The sequence below is a fragment of the Frischella perrara genome (assembly GCF_000807275.1).
Lineage (GTDB): Bacteria > Pseudomonadota > Gammaproteobacteria > Enterobacterales > Orbaceae > Frischella > Frischella perrara.
The window spans coordinates 357,402-376,174 of the sequence record NZ_CP009056.1 but is presented as its reverse complement, the minus strand read 5'-3'; the positions used below and the strand labels follow the sequence as shown (position 1 = coordinate 376,174).

Below are 18,773 nucleotides of genomic sequence, written 5' to 3'. Positions count from 1 at the left end.
CTAAGTTGCGCTGCTAGTTTTTTATGTTTAACATAGTCAAAATCTAAACTATTGATCACAGAATAAATAATATCAGGACATACCATGTTAAAAAAGCTAACAGTCGCCTTAAGTGAACGTAGTTATCCAATATACATTGGACAAAATATACTAACAAATTTTCAATCATTCCCTTTAAAATCAGGTGAAAGAGTATTAATCGCAACCAATGACACCATTGCACCACTTTATTTAAATGCAGTTGAAAAAATGCTGGAGGAAAATGGGGTTAAAGTTGATACAGTCGTTGTTCCAGATGGTGAAAAATATAAAACGATTGAAACATGGAATACTATTTTAACATCATTGCTAGCTAAAAATCACACTCGAAATTCAGTCCTTATTGCTCTTGGTGGAGGGGTAATTGGTGATGTAGTAGGTTTTGCTGCTGCTTGTTATCAACGTGGTATTCGCTTTATTCAAGTCCCAACGACACTTTTGTCACAAGTTGATTCTTCGGTTGGTGGTAAAACGGCAATAAATCATCCGTTGGGAAAAAACATGATTGGTGCTTTTTATCAACCACAAGCAGTTGTTATTGATATAAATTGCCTTAAAACTCTTCCGCAAAGAGAGTTATCAGCGGGATTAGCTGAAGTAATTAAGTATGGCATTATTATGGATCAAGATTTTTTCAATTGGCTTGAACAGCATATTGAAGATCTATTAGCTCTAGAACCTAATGCTATGAGTTACTGTATCGCCCACTGCTGTGAACTTAAAGCAAAAATAGTTGCAGCAGATGAAACCGAACAAGATCTTCGTGCTATTTTAAATCTGGGTCATACCTATGGACATGCTATTGAAGCTGAGCTTGGTTACGGAAATTGGCTTCATGGTGAAGCTATTAGTGTGGGTATGCTAATGGCAGCCCAATCGGCAAAACTACTTGGACATTTTAAAGAAAGTAATATTAATCGAATTAAACAATTATTAATACGTGCAAAATTACCTGTCACTAAACCAGAAATGATGTCAACCGAGTCCTATATTACTCATATGTTACGTGACAAAAAAGTATTATCTGGAAAGTTACGTTTAGTTTTACCATTTGAAATTGGTCAAGTTCAAGTAATTGATGATGTAAACCAAGAAATTGTCCTACAATCAATTGAACTATGTCAATAAATGCATTAATTGCACTTAAAATATATCTTCAATAAATAGTATATTCAATTTAAGGGGGAATTAATTGTTATTAAGGAACCCTTAAAATAATAGATTCCGTTTATTTCTAAACGCCTATTACCTTATTTTTATTTGCTAATCTTTCGTTTGATTTGATAACTAAGATTCTTTGTAAGATTTTGACTACTAACTGTAAACATATTTATACACTAAAATGGTTTTATCTTTTTTACTAATTAATATTTACTAAGAATGCCTTTTGTGGTTATATATTGATTGTAATGTTGTAAATATTTTTTTACTCGATGTAAAAAAATAATAACAAATATCTATTTTAGAGGCATTTATATGTTAAAAGATACATTAAATAATGTTCGTATTGAAAATGAGGTTCCATTGATTACGCCTGATGAAATAAAAAAACTGTTGCCACTTAACAAACAGTTAGAAAATCAAATAGCTGAATCTAGACAACATATTGTTAACATTTTAGAACGCAAAGATCCTCGATTATTGATCGTTGTTGGACCTTGTTCAATTCATGATACTCAAGCAGCTATTGAATATGCACATAAATTGAAAAAATTATCTGATGAAGTAAGTCAACAGCTTTATATTGTTATGCGTGTTTATTTTGAGAAACCAAGAACAACTGTTGGCTGGAAAGGATTAATCAATGACCCTCATATGGATAGTTCGTTCGATATTGAGCATGGTCTAAAAAAAGCTCGCCAATTATTACTTGATATAACAGAAATTGGACTTCCAATTGCAACTGAAGCACTTGATCCAAATACACCGCAATATATTGCTGATTTAATCAGTTGGTCAGCAATTGGGGCTCGAACAACAGAATCGCAAACGCACCGTGAAATGGCATCAGGATTATCTATGCCTGTTGGATTTAAAAATGGAACTGACGGTAGCTTAGATGTAGCCATTAATGCAATGAAATCTGCGTCTATGCCACATCGCTTTGTTGGTATCAATCAATTTGGGCAAGTCAGTGTTCTTCAAACACAAGGTAACCCACATGGACATGTTATTCTAAGAGGTGGTAAAACACCAAATTATGATAAGGAAAATGTTACAAAATGTGAAGATGAAATGAAGAAATCTGGTTTACAACCAAACTTAATGATTGATTGTAGTCATAGTAACTCTAATAAAGATTATCGTCGGCAACCAATCGTCGTTGATTCTATTATTGAGCAAATAGAAAATGGTAATCATTCAATTATAGGTGTTATGATTGAGAGCCATTTATTTGAAGGGAATCAATCTTCGGATCTACCTAAAGAAGACATGAAATATGGTGTATCGGTAACGGATGCCTGTATTGATTTTCCAACTACCGAAAATATCATGCATAAAATGGCAAACAGTTTGTCTACAGCTTTAATCGCACGTCAAAAGAACTGATATATTAAATCACTCATACCTATATCTACCTTTCTCTAATTAAGAGAAAGGTAGAGTTTAAGCATTTATCCTTTTACGCTTGATATTTCGTATTGTTGTAGTGAGTCCTTCTATTACTAGCATACATACAGCCGACCAAATAAGCCCATAAGAGATAATATGGTTAGGTGATATCGTTTCATGTAAAAATACAATAGATACAATAGCTAACAAAATAGGTTCAACATAACCTAACAAACCAAATATTCCCAATGGCAACATACGACTTGCTGAGAAGTAAGCTGCAAAAGCTATAGCCGTAATGATTCCTAACAACGGAATATAAATTGGGAAATGAGCCATATCACTGACGATTTTGCTCGTCGGATATTGGATCATAAAATAGATTAAACAGGCTAGAGCAATAAAAAAGAAATCAGAGAATGTACCCGCGATACCATCTATTCGCATTTTACGACGAAACACAAAATAAATTGGATAACCTAATGATATTACTATCGTTTCCCAAGAAAATGCGCCGGTTAAATAAACTTCTAAAATCACCCCAGAAAATGCTAACCCTACAGCTATCTTTTGTAAGAAGCTGAATCTTTCTTTATAAACAACTCTCCCACATACCACCATCGTTAATGGTAACATGAAATAGCCTAATGACGTGGATAGTGCTCTCCCAGCTAATGGTGCCCAAACGAAAATTAACATTTGTATTGCAATTAGTATTGCGGAGAAAATCAATGCCAATAAAAAAAGAGGTTGTTGTCGAATTCGTTGTAATAGTTCCGTAATAGCAGACCATTGCCGTTCTATTAGGACTAAAAGTAAAATAGCCGGAAATGACATCATTAATCGCCAACAAAAGATATCAACTACTGATAATGGGCGCAGCAGAACCGGATAATAATAAACTAATCCAAATAAACAAGAAGCAATTAAGGATAATAATATTCCTCTATACATAAATTTCTCAATCGTGAATAATATCTTCTGTGACATTTCAATATAATATATTGAATATTATATATTTGTAGACAAAAAAATAGCGCTAATCTAATAATTAGCGCTATTACTTCCAACAGTAAAAAATTTACCCGATATATTCTAATCCATTCATATAAGGAATGAGAACACTTGGTATTTTAATCCGTCCATCTGCCTGTTGATAATTTTCCATGATAGCAACTAAGGTACGACCTACTGCCAATCCTGAACCATTTAGCGTATGAACTAAATAGGTTTTATTGTCTGCCTTACAACGATATCGTGCTTGCATACGACGCGCTTGGAAATCCCACATATTAGAACATGAGGAAATTTCTCGATAAGTATTTTGTGCAGGTACCCATACTTCTAAATCATAGGTTTTGCGTGAACCGAAGCCCATATCACCGGTACATAATACAATTTTACGATATGGAAGTTCTAATAACTGTAATACTTTTTCAGCATGAGAAGTCAATTCTTCTAAAGCTTGCATAGATTCTTCTGGTTTTACAATTTGCACTAATTCAACTTTATCAAATTGATGCATACGAATTAAACCACGGGTATCTTTACCGTAAGATCCTGCTTCAGAACGAAAACATGGTGTATGTGCTGTCATTTTTAATGGCAACAGATCTTCATCCAGAATTTCATCACGTACTAAGTTAGTTACGGGTACTTCAGCTGTTGGGATTAGACCATAGTTGCTGCTTTCAGATTCTTCTTCTAAAGGTTTAGTATGAAATAAATCTTTACCAAATTTTGGTAATTGTCCAGTACCATAAAGTGTTGCATGATTAACAAGATAAGGAACATAAATTTCGCTATAACCATGCTGTTGAGTATGAAGATCAAGCATAAATTGTGCAATAGCACGATGTAATCGAGCTATTTGTCCTTTCATCACAACAAAACGAGCACCCGTTAATTTAACAGCTGCAGCAAAATCAAGTCCACCAAATTTCTCACCTAGAGCTACATGATCTTGAACAGGAAAATCAAACTGCTTTGGCGTTCCCCAACGAGATATCTCAATATTATCGTTCTCATCTTTACCATCAGGTACATTATCATCTGGGATATTAGGTATAGTTGAATAAATATCTTTAATTTGACTAAGTAAACTATCTAACTCTTTTTTAGCAGAATCTAGCTTATCACCTAATTTATTCACTTCTTCACGAACGGCTGTAATATCTTCACCTCGAGCTTTAGCTGCACCAATAGATTTAGAGCGAGCATTACGTTCAGCTTGTAAATTTTCAGTCTCAACTTGTAAAACTTTACGTTTTTCTTCAAGATCGCGAATCGTAGCAACATCAAGCTTAAACCCTCGACGTGCTAATTTTTGAGCAACCAAATCTAACTCATTACGAAGTAAATTAGGATCTAACATATAAATGACCTATTTTTATTATTTAAAAAATAAAATTAAAAATTAGAACTATTATACGCTATTTTAATTGATCGTACAGATTAGAATCTTACTAAGAATGAGCAAAATCAATTCACACAGAAAAACCAAATCTAAATTAATAGAATTATTACGCTTATTTTACGTTTATATTTCAATAATATATGGATAAGTATGTTAATAAAAACATTGAATACAATTTCATAAATATCTTTTTAAAATAAATAGTTAGCAATTTATGCTTTTTTAACATAAAAAAAACGTGATCTGCTTCAAATTATGAGTATACTATGCCTCTCATAAAACCATAGTTTTTTTGAGGATGTTAGTTTGAGTAGCGACAATAAAATTGTTGATTCCTTATCTCCCGCACAGATGACTGCGCTCGCAGAAGAAATAGGAAACTATAAAGTTAGTAAACACCCCTTAACCACTATCTTTTCAGCTATTACCGCTGGTGTGTTTATTTCTCTAGCTTTTGTATTTTATATTACCGTAACGACAGGCGCTGGTGATGCACCATATGGACTTGTTAAGTTTGTAGGTGGAATGTGCTTCTCATTAGGTTTAATGCTTGTTGTTTGTTGTGGTGCAGACTTATTTACTTCAACTGTATTAACCATTTTACCAAAAATGACCCATAAAATAAGCTGGTGCAAAATGTTCCGCAACTGGGTGTTAGTCTATTTTGGTAATTTCATTGGTGCCATGTTCTTTGTAACCGTTATTTGGTTTTCTGGTCAATATACAGCTGTTGGTAATGCTTGGGGACTAAATATATTACAAACCGCAGATCATAAATTACATCACACTTTTATCGAAGCAGTTTGTTTAGGCTTTTTAGCGAATTTAATGGTTTGCCTTGCTGTATGGCTAAGTTATGCTGGTCGTTCATTATTAGATAAAATGCTAATTATGATCTTACCTGTTGCTATGTTCGTTGCCAGTGGTTTTGAACATAGTATCGCCAATATGTTTATGATTCCTATGGGAATTGTGATTCATAATTTTGCGCCACCTGAATTTTGGGCATCGCTTAATTTATCTTCAGATGCTTTTAGTAGTCTAACTATTGAACATTTTATCTTTAACAACTTAATTCCTGTTACAATAGGTAATATTTTAGGCGGATTAGCCGTAGCGCTATCTTACTGGGGACTCTATCTACGTAAGTCCCATTGATTTTATAATATCTACCCACATATAAGAGTAGATAAGTTTTTAGAAAACCTGAGGTGAAAAAATATGAGTAACTTAAACGAAGTACAAGCAAATGCTTGGAAAGGATTTAAAGATGGAGATTGGCAAACTAATGTCAATGTTCGTGATTTCATTCAAAAAAACTATATGCCTTATGAGGGTGACGAGTCTTTCTTAGCTGGTGCAACTGAAGCTACCACTAAATTGTGGGATAAAGTAATGGAGGGGATTAAATATGAGAACTCAACTCATACCCCTGTTGATTTTGATACAAGTGTTATTTCAACAATTACTGCTCACGATGCAGGTTATATTGAAAAAGATTTAGAAAAAATCGTCGGTTTACAAACTGAAAAACCATTAAAACGAGCTATCATTCCGTTTGGTGGTATTAAAATGGTTGAGAATTCTTGTAAAGCATACGATAGAACACTTGATCCATTAGTCAAAAAAATCTTTACTGAATATCGTAAGACTCACAACCAAGGTGTTTTCGACATTTATACACCAGATATTCTTCGTTGCCGTAAATCAGGTGTAATTACTGGTCTTCCTGATGCTTATGGACGTGGTCGTATTATCGGTGACTACCGTCGTGTTGCGCTATACGGTATTGACTTCTTAATGCAAGATAAATTTGCTCAATTTAACTCATTACAAGCAGATTTTGAAAATGGTGTTGATTTAGCAATGACTATGCAACGTCGTGAAGAAATTGCAGAACAACATCGCGCTCTTGGTCAAATTAAAGAAATGGCAGCTAAATATGGCTTTGACATTTCTGGTCCAGCAACAACTGCACAAGAAGCGGTTCAGTGGACTTACTTTGGTTACCTTGCTGCTGTTAAATCTCAAAATGGTGCTGCAATGTCATTAGGTCGTACTTCGACTTTCTTTGATATTTACTTCCAACGTGATTTAGAAGCAGGATTAATTACTGAAAAAGAAGCACAAGAAATTGTTGACCATTTCGTTATGAAATTACGTATGGTTCGTTTCTTACGTACCCCAGAATATGATGAGTTATTCTCTGGTGACCCAATTTGGGCAACTGAATCTATCGCTGGTATGGGTGTTGACGGTCGTACATTAGTTACTAAGACTTCATTCCGTTTCTTAAACACTCTATATACCATGGGTCCATCACCAGAACCAAACATGACTATTCTTTGGTCTGAACAATTACCGAATGGATTTAAAGAATTCGCATCAAAAGTATCTATTGATACTTCATCTTTACAATATGAAAATGATGATTTAATGCGTCCTGACTTTAACAGCGATGATTATGCTATTGCATGTTGTGTAAGTCCAATGATCGTTGGTAAACAAATGCAATTCTTTGGTGCACGTGCTAACCTTGCTAAAACACTTCTATACGCAATCAATGGCGGTGTTGATGAAAAACTAAAAATGCAAGTTGGTCCAAAAGAAGCGCCAATTACTGACGAATATCTAGACTTTGATACTGTATTTGCTCGTTTAGATCATTTCATGAATTGGTTAGCAAAACAATACGTAACAGCATTAAATGCTATTCACTATATGCATGACAAATACAGTTATGAAGCGTCATTAATGGCTTTACATGATCGTGACGTTATTCGTACTATGGCTTGTGGTATTGCGGGTCTATCTGTTGCTGCAGACTCATTATCAGCAATTAAATATGCGAAAGTGAAAACTATTCGTGATGAAGATGGTTTAGCCGTTGACTTTGAAATTGAAGGTGAATACCCACAATTTGGTAATAATGATCCACGTGTAGATGATATTGCAGTTGACTTAGTTGAACGTTTCATGAAGAAAATCCAGAAACTTAAAACTTATCGTAATGCAATTCCTACTCAATCTATCTTAACTATTACCTCAAACGTAGTATATGGTAAGAAAACTGGTAATACTCCAGATGGACGTCGTGCTGGTGCGCCATTCGGACCAGGTGCTAACCCAATGCATGGTCGTGACCAAAAAGGTGCGGTAGCTTCATTAACATCTGTTGCTAAACTACCATTTGCTTATGCTAAAGATGGTATTTCTTATACCTTCTCTATTGTACCAAATGCATTAGGTAAAGATGATAATGTTCGTAAACGTAACTTGGCAGGCTTAATGGATGGTTACTTCCACCATGAAGCTTCTATTGAAGGCGGTCAACATTTAAATGTAAACGTACTAAATCGTGAAACGTTATTAGATGCTATGGAAAATCCAGAAAAATATCCACAGTTAACTATTCGTGTTTCTGGATATGCAGTACGCTTTAACTCTTTAACTAAAGAGCAACAAAAAGACGTTATTACACGTACTTTCACTACAAATATGTAAGATACATGTTTAAATAATATCTTTGATATAATTTAGACCAATTTAAAACGGCGTAACATTAAGTTGCGCCGTTTTTTTTATTTTTAATATTGTATTCTTTTAATTATTAATTTAATTGAATTTTATCAAAATATTAGTCTGATTTTATTCGAAAATACTTCATGAAAGATACGACAAAAGTTATTAGAGGCTTTTGATAATTAATTTTTTTGCTATAAATGAAAAAATCTAATAGATTTTGAATAAAAAAATATGTTAGGATTTTGAATCCTTAACAAATAATTTACGATAAAATCACTATATTTAAACGGTCAGCAATGATGTTAATTATCTTATTTCATTTTAGTAGGTAAATAATAAATGATTGATTTAGTAGTATATTGATAAAATAAAAGCAATATAAAGTTCTAATAAAATAATAATATGTACTAAATAAATAATAATAATTCCCCCTTTTTTAAAGGAAAAATAGATGAGAAGACTACCTGTTTATCTTGTATTAGACACTTCTGGGTCCATGCACGGAGAAGCAATAGAAGCGGTTAAAAATGGTGTACAAACTCTATTAACTACTCTTAGACAAGATCCCTACGCCCTTGAAACAGCTTTTATTTCAGTAATTACATTTAATACTTCCGCCACTCAAATTATACCATTGACCGATTTATTAAGCTTCAAAATTCCAGAACTTGTAGCTACAGGTACAACATCATTAGGTCAAGCATTAAGTCTTACCGCAGATTGTATTGAGAAAGAGGTTGTTAAAACAACCTATGAAACAAAAGGAGATTGGCGACCTCTTGTCTTTATAATGACAGATGGAATGCCTACTGACGATTGGGAAAAAGGGATAAAAAAATTCGAAAAAGTGAAGAAAGGTATGGTTATAGCATGTGCTGTAGGACAATCAATTGATAGTTCTGTATTAAAAAATATCACAGAAATAGTCATGCAACTAGAAACTGCCGATTCAAATTCAATTAAATCATTCTTTAAATGGGTATCTGCAAGTATTTCTACTGGAAGTGAAAAAGTGGAATCAAATCGAAAAGAAGTTATCGGATTAGATGATTTACCGCCACCGCCACCTGAAGTCAACATCGTTTTATAATCAAAAAAATATAAATTTTATAGCTGAGAGGGAATTATGTCGGTTAGTTTAAAAAAAGGTCAAGGAGTTAGTCTATCAAAAAGTCAATTTGATCTTTCTCAAGTGACTATTGGTTTAGGTTGGGATGTGGCTGAAAAGCGATTATCTTTTTCTGAATTTTTCAAAAATTTATTTAGTGGTAATAACGAAGATTATGATTTAGATGTTATCGCATTCTTATGTGATAAAAATGGCAAAATTACCAACTTAGGAACGGTGGAAAATGGTAAACAGACGTTAGACAACGGCGATATTATATTTTTCAACAATATGATTCATAAAACAGGAAATGTTTGGCTTACTGGTGATAATAGGACCGGCGAAGGCGAAGGTGATGATGAACAGATTATTTTAAAACTAAATGCATTAAGCAATCAGTATTATAAAATTGTCTTTATTGTACAAATATATGATGGAGCTCAACGTAAACAACACTTTGGTGATGTTCAAAATGCATTTATTCGCGCGGTAGATGCCAATAATATTGAAATGGTACGCTTTGACCTTTCAACTAGTAGTGAATTTGTTAATAAACGTTCAATGATTTTTGCTGAATTAAATCGTGAAGCAAACGGCTGGCAATTTAAAGCAATTGGTAATGCAAGTGAATCCGATACATTTGTATCATATATAGAAAGGTATTCATAATGAGAAGGCTTCCTGTATATCTAGTAATTGACACTTCTGGTTCAATGCGTGGCGAATCAATTAATGCAGTTAATGTTGGGATACAATCAATGCTCAACGCACTTAGACAAGATCCCTATGCTCTCGAAAGTGTTTATATATCAATCATTACCTTTGATAACGAAGCACGAGAAATCGTCCCATTAACCGCCTTAGAACAATTTCAATTTCAAGATTTATCCGTACCGAGTTCTGGAGCAACATTTACAGGTGCATCATTAGAATGTCTAATAAACAGCATAAATCGTGATGTTAAAAAATCAAATAGTGAACAAAAAGGTGACTGGCGCCCTATGGTTTTCTTAATGACAGATGGAAAACCATCAGACATGTTTGCTTACACGGAGGCCTGTAAAGCAATTAAGAATATTGCCATTGCTTCGATAGTTTGTTGTGCGATCGGAAAAAAAGCAGATACAGAACATTTAAAATTACTTTCATCACAAATTGTTGCCCTAGAAACCTTAGATTCGAATGCTTTTGCCGGTTTTTTTAAGTGGATTTCGGTTAGTGTTGCATCAGGAAGTTCCAGTTCAGGTATTAATATTAGTTCAGATGATCTGCCTCCACCGCCACCTGAAATACAACTAGTTTTATAAAAAAGTATAACTTTATGAGAAGATTACCCGTTTTTTTTCTATTAGACTGCTCCGAATCAATGATTGGGGGGAATCTGGATAAATTAAAGAAAGGACTACAAGATATTGTTATGGATCTTAGAAAAGATCCACATGCGCTTGAAACAGTTTACATTTCTATTATTGCATTTGCAGGTAAAGCTAAAACAATTGTTCCTTTAATTGATTTGATTTCATTTTACCCGCCAATGTTACCAATTGGTGGCGGAACATCATTAGGGGCAGCTTTACGTGAGTTAAGGTATCAAATTGATAACAAATTACATAAAACTACTCCAGACTGTAAAGGTGATTGGAAACCAATCGTTTATCTAATAACAGATGGTCATCCTACTGATAGAGTTGGCGAAGAATTACGTATTTGGCGAGAAAAATATGCCCAGAAAGTTAATTTTATTGCAGTAAGCTTAGGTAATTCAAGTGACATAAGCGTATTACATCAACTAACAGAAACAGTCATAATATTAAATGATAATCATCAAGAGAGCTTTACACATTTCATTAAATGGATTACCGCTTCCGTTTCCTCACATAGTCAAAATATAAATAAAGATATTGCATTATTAAATGATTATAACAATGTATTAAACTTGTCTGATGCCAAGAATTATAAACCTTATGATGAAAATTGTGTGGTACTTGTCGGCAAATGCTCAAATACGATTCGCCCTTATTTAATCAAATATAATTTAGTTGATAATGTGATTAATCTTAGTAAAGATCAACAACAGAAATACCAGCTAACTGGGTGTTATCCTGTTGACAACGAATATTTCGATTGGAGTGATGAAATAAAAACAAGCATATTAGTTAATACTAATCAACTTATTGGAACACCTACGTGTCCACATTGCAGTAATCCTTCTGCTTTTGCAATGTGTTCATGTGGAAACCTTTTATGCATTGACCATACTGGCTTAGTAACATGCCCTTGGTGTAATCAATATTTAGAATTTAATATGGATATGCCAAATGAGGATTTTGATGTAATAAGAGGGAAAGGATAATGAATAGTTCTGATAATATTTATCAAAAAGTTATCTCTGCCATTATTTCTGATATTTCACAAGATCAGGTAGAACAACTAATTAAAACCAATTCAATTACTGTTGTTATTGATCAGGCAATCAAGACTATCGCTACTACATATCAACAATTAAAATCGGATAGTAGTAGTCAGAACAATGATAATCCGTCTAATTTTACACTCGCTCTACCTTATATTGTCCCTATAACACATTGGTTGGAGTTAAAACCTGAAATAGATGTGCAATTAACAAAATTAGATGAATTGCAAAGGCAAAATACGAGTAGCGATTCGTCTGAAAATCCAATCACTAATACAAAAAATCTAATATCCTATTCACCTCGATTTCATTTACCAAATATGAAAGTAGGTAATAATTATTCTGCTAAAATTGAAATTGATTCTCCATACGCTGATGCTGATATTATTATTGAGAATGTTTTATTTAATCAACAAAATTTAAATCTTACTTTTAATAAACAAACTAATACTATTGAGGGTACGCCTAAAATATCGGGTACTTTTAGTCTTGATATCATCTGGACAGTTGCAGATTATGTATCGCAAACAACTAAAATAGATATTATCATTAATCCGGATCCTAATAGTTTATGGAAAGATATTCCTGCTGATGAAAATGACATTTATTATAAACCAAGTTTAGCCCATCAGTTTATCAAAACAGATCAACTGAAAATTGCTGCAGCAAGTTGCCGTGGTCGATCACATGCTCATGTGGGTTCCTTTAGAGATGACGATTTTTTTGTTGATAGTTTATCTAATGGATGGAATATCACTATTGTTGCTGATGGCGCTGGTAGTGCTAAAAATTCAAGAAAAGGATCACAATTAGCGGTAAATACGGTTGGACAATATCTTAAACATCAACTATTAGATAGTGCTAATCAGGATCTTTTAAGTTGTGTAAAAAAATGGGATCATGTTTCGACCCAAACTGTTGGTACTCAATTTAAAACTTGGTTCCGTGATGCTGTATTACTCGCAATTAAACAACTAGAAGTAGAGGCAGATAAAACTAATCGCCCTCTCAAATCATATTCAACGACGTTATTAGTTGCCGTTACTTTAAAAATCGATAATGACTTATTTGCTGCCACATTTTCCGTCGGTGATGGCGCTATTGCAGCGTTTAGTTATAAAGATAATATTCGTTTATTAGCAAACGCAGATAACGGTGAATTTGCAGGACAAACACGTTTTTTAGATAATTCTATTTTGCGAGAAGCTGATTTTTATAGCCGAATTCGCATAGGAAAATGGCAAGAAATAAATTATTTCCTATTAATGACCGATGGAATTTCTGATCCTAAATTTGAAACTGATTTTCAACTGAATAATAAAGATAAATGGATACAATTAATCGACGAACTTAATCCGCTCTTAGCAACACCAATGAATCCTGCAAAAGCGTTATTAGATTGGATGAAATTCCCATCTCCAGGCCATCATGATGACCGAACTTTAGTTATCATTTGGTAAATTTTTCAGATTAAATTGATATTAGAATAAAAAATATGGCTAGAATTATTAATTGTGTAACTAAAAGCGGTAAACATGTTAATTATGTTGACGAAATAATTGGTGCAGGAACGATGAAAAATGTTTATTTTTCATCAGATAAATCCTATGTTATAGCTTTTTATCAAAAACCACAAAATCAACAAGCTCGTGAACGCATTGAGATGATTACGGGATCTTATTACCAAAATATATTCAACCAACAAGGTGGAGACTATTGGCATGAATTATTTTGTTGGCCGACAGATATTGTTGAACATATGGGACAATTAGGTTTAGTTATACCAACCTATCATAAGCACTTCTTTTTTAAATATGGTTCCAAAAATAATGATTTTCTTAACATTAAAGGGAGAGAAAAAGAAGGTAAATGGTTTGCCAGTGCTAGTAACCGTAATAAATTTCTTGATCCTCGTGAAAAAGGAACATTATTAACCTATCTAAAAATTTGTCTACAATTATCACGTGCGGTAAGAAGATTGCATGCAGCAGGTTTATGTCACAGCGATTTAAGCTATAAAAATGTATTAATTGATCCTGAATTAGGTCATGCTTGTATTATAGATATTGATGGATTAGTTGTACCGGGCAAATTTCCTCCTGATGTGGTAGGTACTCCAGATTTTATTGCACCGGAGGTTGTAAAAACAGCGCATCTAAATAAAGATGATCCAAAACGTATATTACCTAGCATAACAACCGATCGGCACGCATTATCTGTATTAATATATATGTACTTACTTTATCGCCATCCTTTAAGAGGTGGAAAAGTACATGATATCAATGATGAGATACGAGATGAGTCAATGACAATGGGGGAAAAAGCGCTATTTATAGAACACCCTTCTGACAAAAGTAACAGAGTCAATACTAATCAAATCTCACCTGCTGCATTACCATGGGCAGATCCAACTAAAATTCCATATACCGTTATGGGTCCTTATTTATCTAAATTATTTGAACGTGCGTTTATTGAAGGGTTACACGAGCCATTAAAACGCCCTACTGCTGATGAATGGGAAACCGCACTAGTTAAAACGATTGATTTAATTCAACCATGTCAAAATAAACAGTGTGAACAACAATGGTACGTTTTTTCGGGTAAAACAGCGCCTTCTTGCCCCTATTGTGGCACAGCTTACAAAGGTAAATTACCTATTTTAAATCTTTATTCATCTCGTATCGCAGGGAGTTATCGACCTGATGACCATCGGCTTATGGTATGGAGTGGGCAATCACTCTACCCGTGGCATATCAATCGATTGATCGCACCTAATGAAAGACTAAGTGACCATTTAAAAAAACGGGTCGGCTATTTTATATTTCATAATAACCAATGGTGGTTGGTGAATGAAGGTATCAAAGATTTAGTTTCGTTACCCGACCAAACAAAAATAGCGATTGGAGATAAAATCGAACTTAATGATAATCGCCAAATCTTATTGTCCCGTGAAGATGGGGGTCGATTGGTTGTTGTACAATTGGTGGATAATTAATAATTATATTTATTATTAAAAAGAATTAACATATCTATTAATTATGATTTGAATAGTCTATCCTAAAACGTCACAAAATATGTTAAAGGGTTTTTATTAAATTATGAAAGTTTTTTTTGATTTTGATGGTACTCTTACAACAAAAGATTCATTAATACCATTTCTTATCTATACCGTTGGTTGGCCAATGGCTTTACTTAAAGTTATTTTACTTCTTCCATTATTATGTCGGTATTTATTTAATCGAGAATTACGTGATGAAGTTAAAAACAGAGCACTTCAGGTCTATCTTTCGAAATTTTCAAAACAAGAACTTGATCAATATGCTTCACAATTTGTTACGAAAATTTTGCCTACAATGATGCGTCCGCAAGCAATTGCCCTATTAGAGAAGCACATGGCTAATGGTGACGAGTGCATTTTGGTAAGCGCATCAATTGATCTGTATCTGTTACCATGGGTAAAACAAAATGGTTTCGTCAAACTTATATCGACACCTTATATCGGTAACTATCCAACAATGATGGGCAAAAATTGCTATGGCGAAGAAAAAGTCCACCAAATTCTAAAGAACTATCCCGATCTCTCAAAAGAAGATAGTTGTGCATATGGCGATACAATTGGTGATATTCCAATGCTGAAGTTAGTTAAAACAGGTTTTATGTGGTCAAATAAAGAGCAAAAGTACTTACCTTTCAATTAAATATTGCTGAAATATTGACTTAATTTTAACCAGAGAAATGAATAAGGAAATTAAATATAAAATGATAAATAGAATTTGGTTTATGGAGAGCTTCTCATCACAACGAGACATAATTTTAGCAGTAAAAGATTTTGCTAAAAAAAATCATGTAAAAATCGAAGTCTTTGCTTCTCATCGAGAAAATAGAAAAGAAATTTTATCCACAGCTGATTTTTCTATTATTGAACCTTCAGAAGAGACACAGCGATTATCTTTTATTACTAAAGTTATTACTCAATATAAAATTGATGTGTTATACGTTGTTAAAAATACGCTTTGGTATGAACAACATCGTCATGAAATAGAAGCAACCGGAGTAACATTAATTACAGGTGCAAGTAATATAGATTTATTAAAGCTATCAAATAATAAGATGGATTTTGCCCTGTTTATGGAACAGCAGCAATTACCAGTTGTTCCTTCAATATTAATTGATAATGTTGAAGAATTACAAAAAAATATTGCTCATCCTCCCTTTGATAAATTATGTATTAAACCTGTTTATGGTATTTATGGCATGGGATTTTGGCGATTCGAGAACAACATATCCCCATTTAGAATCTTGTCCAATCCGGAAGAAAGGGGTATTAGGCCTGATATTTTTCTACAATTATATGCCACCTTAAAACAACCTACACCAATGGTTTTAATGCCATATCTATACTCCCCCGAATCTTCAGTCGACATTTTCGCAAGTAAAGGTGAAGTACTTTGTGCTATAGCTAGAGAAAAGCATGGTAGTAAGCAAATAATTAGAAATGAAGGTGTAGCTTTTGAACTTGCCTGTCGTTGTGCAAGTGCCATGCAAGCTGATGGCTTAGTAAATGTTCAGACACGTAATGATAAAGATGGTCAACCATTATTACTGGAAATTAATATGAGGCCTTCGGGTGGTATTGGCAATACTTTGCATAGTGGTGTTAATTTACCAGGTTTAATGGCAATGTATCATTTAAAATTGTTAAATAAAACTCAAGTTCAAGCTCTATATAAACAACATTTTAAATACGCAGAAGTTATTTCAACATCTTCCGTAATTCAATACCCAAATAATTTAACCAACTTAATCACTATATAGTCATGATCAATCAAAAGAAAACATTAAAACGAGGAACCCTTTCTATTAATTATAAAATGGGGAAATTCTCTACAGATGAATTATTTGATATCGCTGAGAGGAATAATCCAAAACGAGCTTTTCTATTTGTTAGTAAAGTATTAGGTAAACATATCCCTGTATCGCCTGCAAAAATGCGAAAAAGTTATCGTGAACTAAGTCAAATGTTACCAGATAATATTAATGGCGAAGCAATTTTTATCGGTATGGCCGAAACAGCTGTTGGATTAGCCGCTGGTGTTTTTCACGAAGCAAAAAGTAAGTTTGATAAGGCATTTTTATTAACATCAACTCGTCATGCAATGGATGCTGAATTGTTATGTGAATTTAAAGAAAACCATAGCCATGCCACGGATCATTTAATTTATCTTCCTCAAGATAAAACAATGCGCACAAGTTTGAATCAGGCTGAAAATCTAATTCTAATTGATGATGAAATGACAACAGGAAACACTTTTAGAAATCTTATTCAGTCCTTGTGGAATACAAATTATTTTAAAAATATAAAACGTATAATTATTTTGACACTTGTTAATTGGAATCAAGAACCAATAAGCTATCCTGACGTAGAGGTACAATGTTATGCATTGTTAAATGGTAATTGGTCTTGGCAGCCCGATTTAAATGCTTCACCACCAACAATGCCAGAGGTCAATATTACCAACCAGAGTGATAACGTTATAATTGGTCCTCAGGATTGGGGAAGATTAGGCAGTCACGAAAGTCATGATAATTTGGGGCAGCAAATCGCTGTTCAACCGGATAAATCCATATTAGTTATTGGTAGTGGAGAATTTCTATGGAAACCTTTTTTATTAGCTGAACGCTTAGAAAAACAAGGGGCAAAAGTGTTATTTGGTTCAACAACACGTTCCCCTATTGCTATAGGTTCTGCTATAAAGTCAGCGATTTCTTTTACTGATAATTATGGTCAAGGTATACCTAATTTTATTTATAATATTGCTCATCAAGAGTTTGATAAAATCTTATTATGTGTTGAAACCGCAGAACACAGCATAGACCAAAGTTTCTTAAAACAATTGAAAGCAATAACATCTGACGTTGAGGTAGTTTGTTATGCTTGATATGACATCCAATAAACCCGTTATATTAACCGATTTAGATGATACGTTATTCCAAACTAAACGGAAAATGCAAGAGGAATTACACATCTCACCTAAACATATAGCTGCGCTCGATCGCTCGTTAACGCCTCGTAGTTTTATGAGCGATGAGCAGTTTTTATTTGTCAATTGGATGTTACAAAATGCAGAAGTGATCCCCGTTACCGCACGGGGGACCCAAGAAATAAAACGAGTTAAATTACCGTTCAACTCTTGGTCAATCACAACTCATGGTGCAGTAATTTTAGATGCTAAAGGGCAAAATGATATTACTTGGCAACAAAAAATTTTGTATGATATCCATCCTTTTCGAAGCCAGTTACTTTCATTACAGCACGATATTGAACAAATGATGATAAAACAAAAATTGAATGCTTGGGTAAGAATCAATTATGAATATGATGATGTACCTATCTATTTCGTCATGAAACATCGTGATAGTAATCGGCTTTCCGAGCTTTATCAATTTGATGATGAACTTCAACAAAAGTTTGACACAAGTGAATTTTATATTCACCGCAACAATAACAATATCGCTTGGATTCCAAAACCAATTGAAAAAGGCAAAGCTGCGACATGGCTGATTAATAAACTAAAAACAGAAAGAGGTACTTTTCCATTACTAGGAATGGGTGACAGCTTAACAGACTTTAGTTTTATGCAACTTTGTACTTGGTTTTGTATTCCACAAAAAAGTCAATTCAGCGATACAATTAAACAAACAATATTTGGAAAATAATA

The 18,773-nt window shown here is 33.5% G+C and carries 16 protein-coding genes; 14 read left to right on the top strand and 2 right to left on the bottom strand.

Features of this window, described 5'->3' with window-relative positions; all coding sequences use genetic code 11:
• Positions 1-84 precede the first annotated feature (84 nt).
• Both aroB and FPB0191_RS01750 read left to right on the top strand, forming a co-directional pair.
• Positions 85-1,167: a 3-dehydroquinate synthase gene (aroB, locus tag FPB0191_RS01755; RefSeq protein ID WP_039103556.1), complete on the top strand. Its 1,083-nt coding sequence runs from the start codon at positions 85-87 to the stop codon at positions 1,165-1,167.
• 348 nt (positions 1,168-1,515) lie between these two features.
• A complete protein-coding gene (locus FPB0191_RS01750; protein ID WP_039103554.1) occupies positions 1,516-2,589 on the top strand; it encodes a 3-deoxy-7-phosphoheptulonate synthase in 1,074 nt (357 codons plus the stop codon).
• Positions 2,590-2,646: 57 nt separating this feature from the next.
• Here the strand turns inward: FPB0191_RS01750 and rarD are convergent, their stop codons facing one another.
• Together rarD and serS are read right to left on the bottom strand one after the other, a co-directional pair.
• Positions 2,647-3,546, bottom strand: coding sequence for an EamA family transporter RarD (rarD, locus tag FPB0191_RS01745; protein ID WP_039103552.1), 900 nt, complete (start codon positions 3,544-3,546; stop codon positions 2,647-2,649).
• A 127-nt stretch (positions 3,547-3,673) separates the two neighbouring features.
• On the bottom strand, positions 3,674-4,966 hold the full coding sequence (serS, locus tag FPB0191_RS01740; protein WP_039103550.1) for a serine--tRNA ligase: 1,293 nt from the start codon (positions 4,964-4,966) through the stop codon (positions 3,674-3,676).
• A 348-nt stretch (positions 4,967-5,314) separates the two neighbouring features.
• Here serS and focA point away from each other — a divergent pair, with 348 nt between their 5' ends.
• The 12 genes from focA (at position 5,315) to FPB0191_RS01680 (ending at position 18,771) form a co-directional block, all read left to right on the top strand.
• Positions 5,315-6,166, top strand: coding sequence for a formate transporter FocA (gene focA, locus FPB0191_RS01735; RefSeq protein ID WP_039103548.1), 852 nt, complete (start codon positions 5,315-5,317; stop codon positions 6,164-6,166).
• 63 nt (positions 6,167-6,229) lie between these two features.
• Positions 6,230-8,512, top strand: a complete 2,283-nt coding sequence (gene pflB, locus FPB0191_RS01730; protein WP_039103546.1) for a formate C-acetyltransferase — start codon at positions 6,230-6,232, stop codon at positions 8,510-8,512.
• Between the two features lie 472 nt (positions 8,513-8,984).
• On the top strand, positions 8,985-9,623 hold the full coding sequence (locus FPB0191_RS01725) for a vWA domain-containing protein (RefSeq protein WP_039103545.1): 639 nt from the start codon (positions 8,985-8,987) through the stop codon (positions 9,621-9,623).
• A 36-nt stretch (positions 9,624-9,659) separates the two neighbouring features.
• The gene (locus FPB0191_RS01720; RefSeq protein WP_039103543.1) at positions 9,660-10,310 is read left to right on the top strand and encodes a TerD family protein; all 651 of its coding nucleotides are present in this window, start codon (positions 9,660-9,662) and stop codon (positions 10,308-10,310) included.
• Positions 10,310-10,948: a vWA domain-containing protein gene (locus FPB0191_RS01715; protein WP_039103541.1), complete on the top strand. Its 639-nt coding sequence runs from the start codon at positions 10,310-10,312 to the stop codon at positions 10,946-10,948. Before FPB0191_RS01720 ends, FPB0191_RS01715 begins: the two co-directional genes overlap by 1 nt.
• A gap of 14 nt (positions 10,949-10,962) precedes the next feature.
• The gene (locus tag FPB0191_RS01710) at positions 10,963-11,994 is read left to right on the top strand and encodes a TerY-C metal binding domain-containing protein (RefSeq protein ID WP_039103539.1); all 1,032 of its coding nucleotides are present in this window, start codon (positions 10,963-10,965) and stop codon (positions 11,992-11,994) included.
• Positions 11,994-13,514 carry a PP2C family serine/threonine-protein phosphatase gene (locus FPB0191_RS01705; protein ID WP_052236685.1) on the top strand — a complete coding sequence of 507 codons (1,521 nt, stop codon included), beginning with the start codon at positions 11,994-11,996 and terminating at the stop codon, positions 13,512-13,514. Before FPB0191_RS01710 ends, FPB0191_RS01705 begins: the two co-directional genes overlap by 1 nt.
• Positions 13,515-13,549: 35 nt before the next feature.
• Positions 13,550-15,049: a helix-hairpin-helix domain-containing protein gene (locus FPB0191_RS01700; RefSeq protein ID WP_039103538.1), complete on the top strand. Its 1,500-nt coding sequence runs from the start codon at positions 13,550-13,552 to the stop codon at positions 15,047-15,049.
• A 103-nt stretch (positions 15,050-15,152) separates the two neighbouring features.
• A complete protein-coding gene (locus tag FPB0191_RS01695; RefSeq protein ID WP_052236684.1) occupies positions 15,153-15,752 on the top strand; it encodes an HAD family hydrolase in 600 nt (199 codons plus the stop codon).
• Between the two features lie 61 nt (positions 15,753-15,813).
• Positions 15,814-16,869, top strand: coding sequence for an ATP-grasp domain-containing protein (locus FPB0191_RS01690; RefSeq protein ID WP_039103537.1), 1,056 nt, complete (start codon positions 15,814-15,816; stop codon positions 16,867-16,869).
• A gap of 2 nt (positions 16,870-16,871) precedes the next feature.
• Entirely contained in the window at positions 16,872-17,993 is a 1,122-nt protein-coding gene (locus FPB0191_RS01685) for a phosphoribosyltransferase domain-containing protein (protein WP_039103536.1), read from the top strand.
• Between the two features lies 1 nt (position 17,994).
• On the top strand, positions 17,995-18,771 hold the full coding sequence (locus FPB0191_RS01680; protein WP_039106449.1) for an HAD family hydrolase: 777 nt from the start codon (positions 17,995-17,997) through the stop codon (positions 18,769-18,771).
• The last annotated feature ends 2 nt before the right edge of the window (positions 18,772-18,773 follow it).

Coding starts and splice junctions, on each gene's coding strand:
- FPB0191_RS01685 (WP_039103536.1), top strand. CDS start 16,872: ATGATCAATCAAAAGAAAACATTAAAACGAGGAACCCTTTCTATTAAT.
- FPB0191_RS01750 (WP_039103554.1), top strand. CDS start 1,516: ATGTTAAAAGATACATTAAATAATGTTCGTATTGAAAATGAGGTTCCA.
- aroB (WP_039103556.1), top strand. CDS start 85: ATGTTAAAAAAGCTAACAGTCGCCTTAAGTGAACGTAGTTATCCAATA.
- FPB0191_RS01680 (WP_039106449.1), top strand. CDS start 17,995: ATGACATCCAATAAACCCGTTATATTAACCGATTTAGATGATACGTTA.
- FPB0191_RS01715 (WP_039103541.1), top strand. CDS start 10,310: ATGAGAAGGCTTCCTGTATATCTAGTAATTGACACTTCTGGTTCAATG.
- FPB0191_RS01710 (WP_039103539.1), top strand. CDS start 10,963: ATGAGAAGATTACCCGTTTTTTTTCTATTAGACTGCTCCGAATCAATG.
- FPB0191_RS01725 (WP_039103545.1), top strand. CDS start 8,985: ATGAGAAGACTACCTGTTTATCTTGTATTAGACACTTCTGGGTCCATG.
- rarD (WP_039103552.1), bottom strand. CDS start 3,546: ATGTATAGAGGAATATTATTATCCTTAATTGCTTCTTGTTTATTTGGA.
- FPB0191_RS01705 (WP_052236685.1), top strand. CDS start 11,994: ATGAATAGTTCTGATAATATTTATCAAAAAGTTATCTCTGCCATTATT.
- FPB0191_RS01690 (WP_039103537.1), top strand. CDS start 15,814: ATGATAAATAGAATTTGGTTTATGGAGAGCTTCTCATCACAACGAGAC.
- FPB0191_RS01720 (WP_039103543.1), top strand. CDS start 9,660: ATGTCGGTTAGTTTAAAAAAAGGTCAAGGAGTTAGTCTATCAAAAAGT.
- pflB (WP_039103546.1), top strand. CDS start 6,230: ATGAGTAACTTAAACGAAGTACAAGCAAATGCTTGGAAAGGATTTAAA.
- serS (WP_039103550.1), bottom strand. CDS start 4,966: ATGTTAGATCCTAATTTACTTCGTAATGAGTTAGATTTGGTTGCTCAA.
- FPB0191_RS01700 (WP_039103538.1), top strand. CDS start 13,550: ATGGCTAGAATTATTAATTGTGTAACTAAAAGCGGTAAACATGTTAAT.
- FPB0191_RS01695 (WP_052236684.1), top strand. CDS start 15,153: ATGAAAGTTTTTTTTGATTTTGATGGTACTCTTACAACAAAAGATTCA.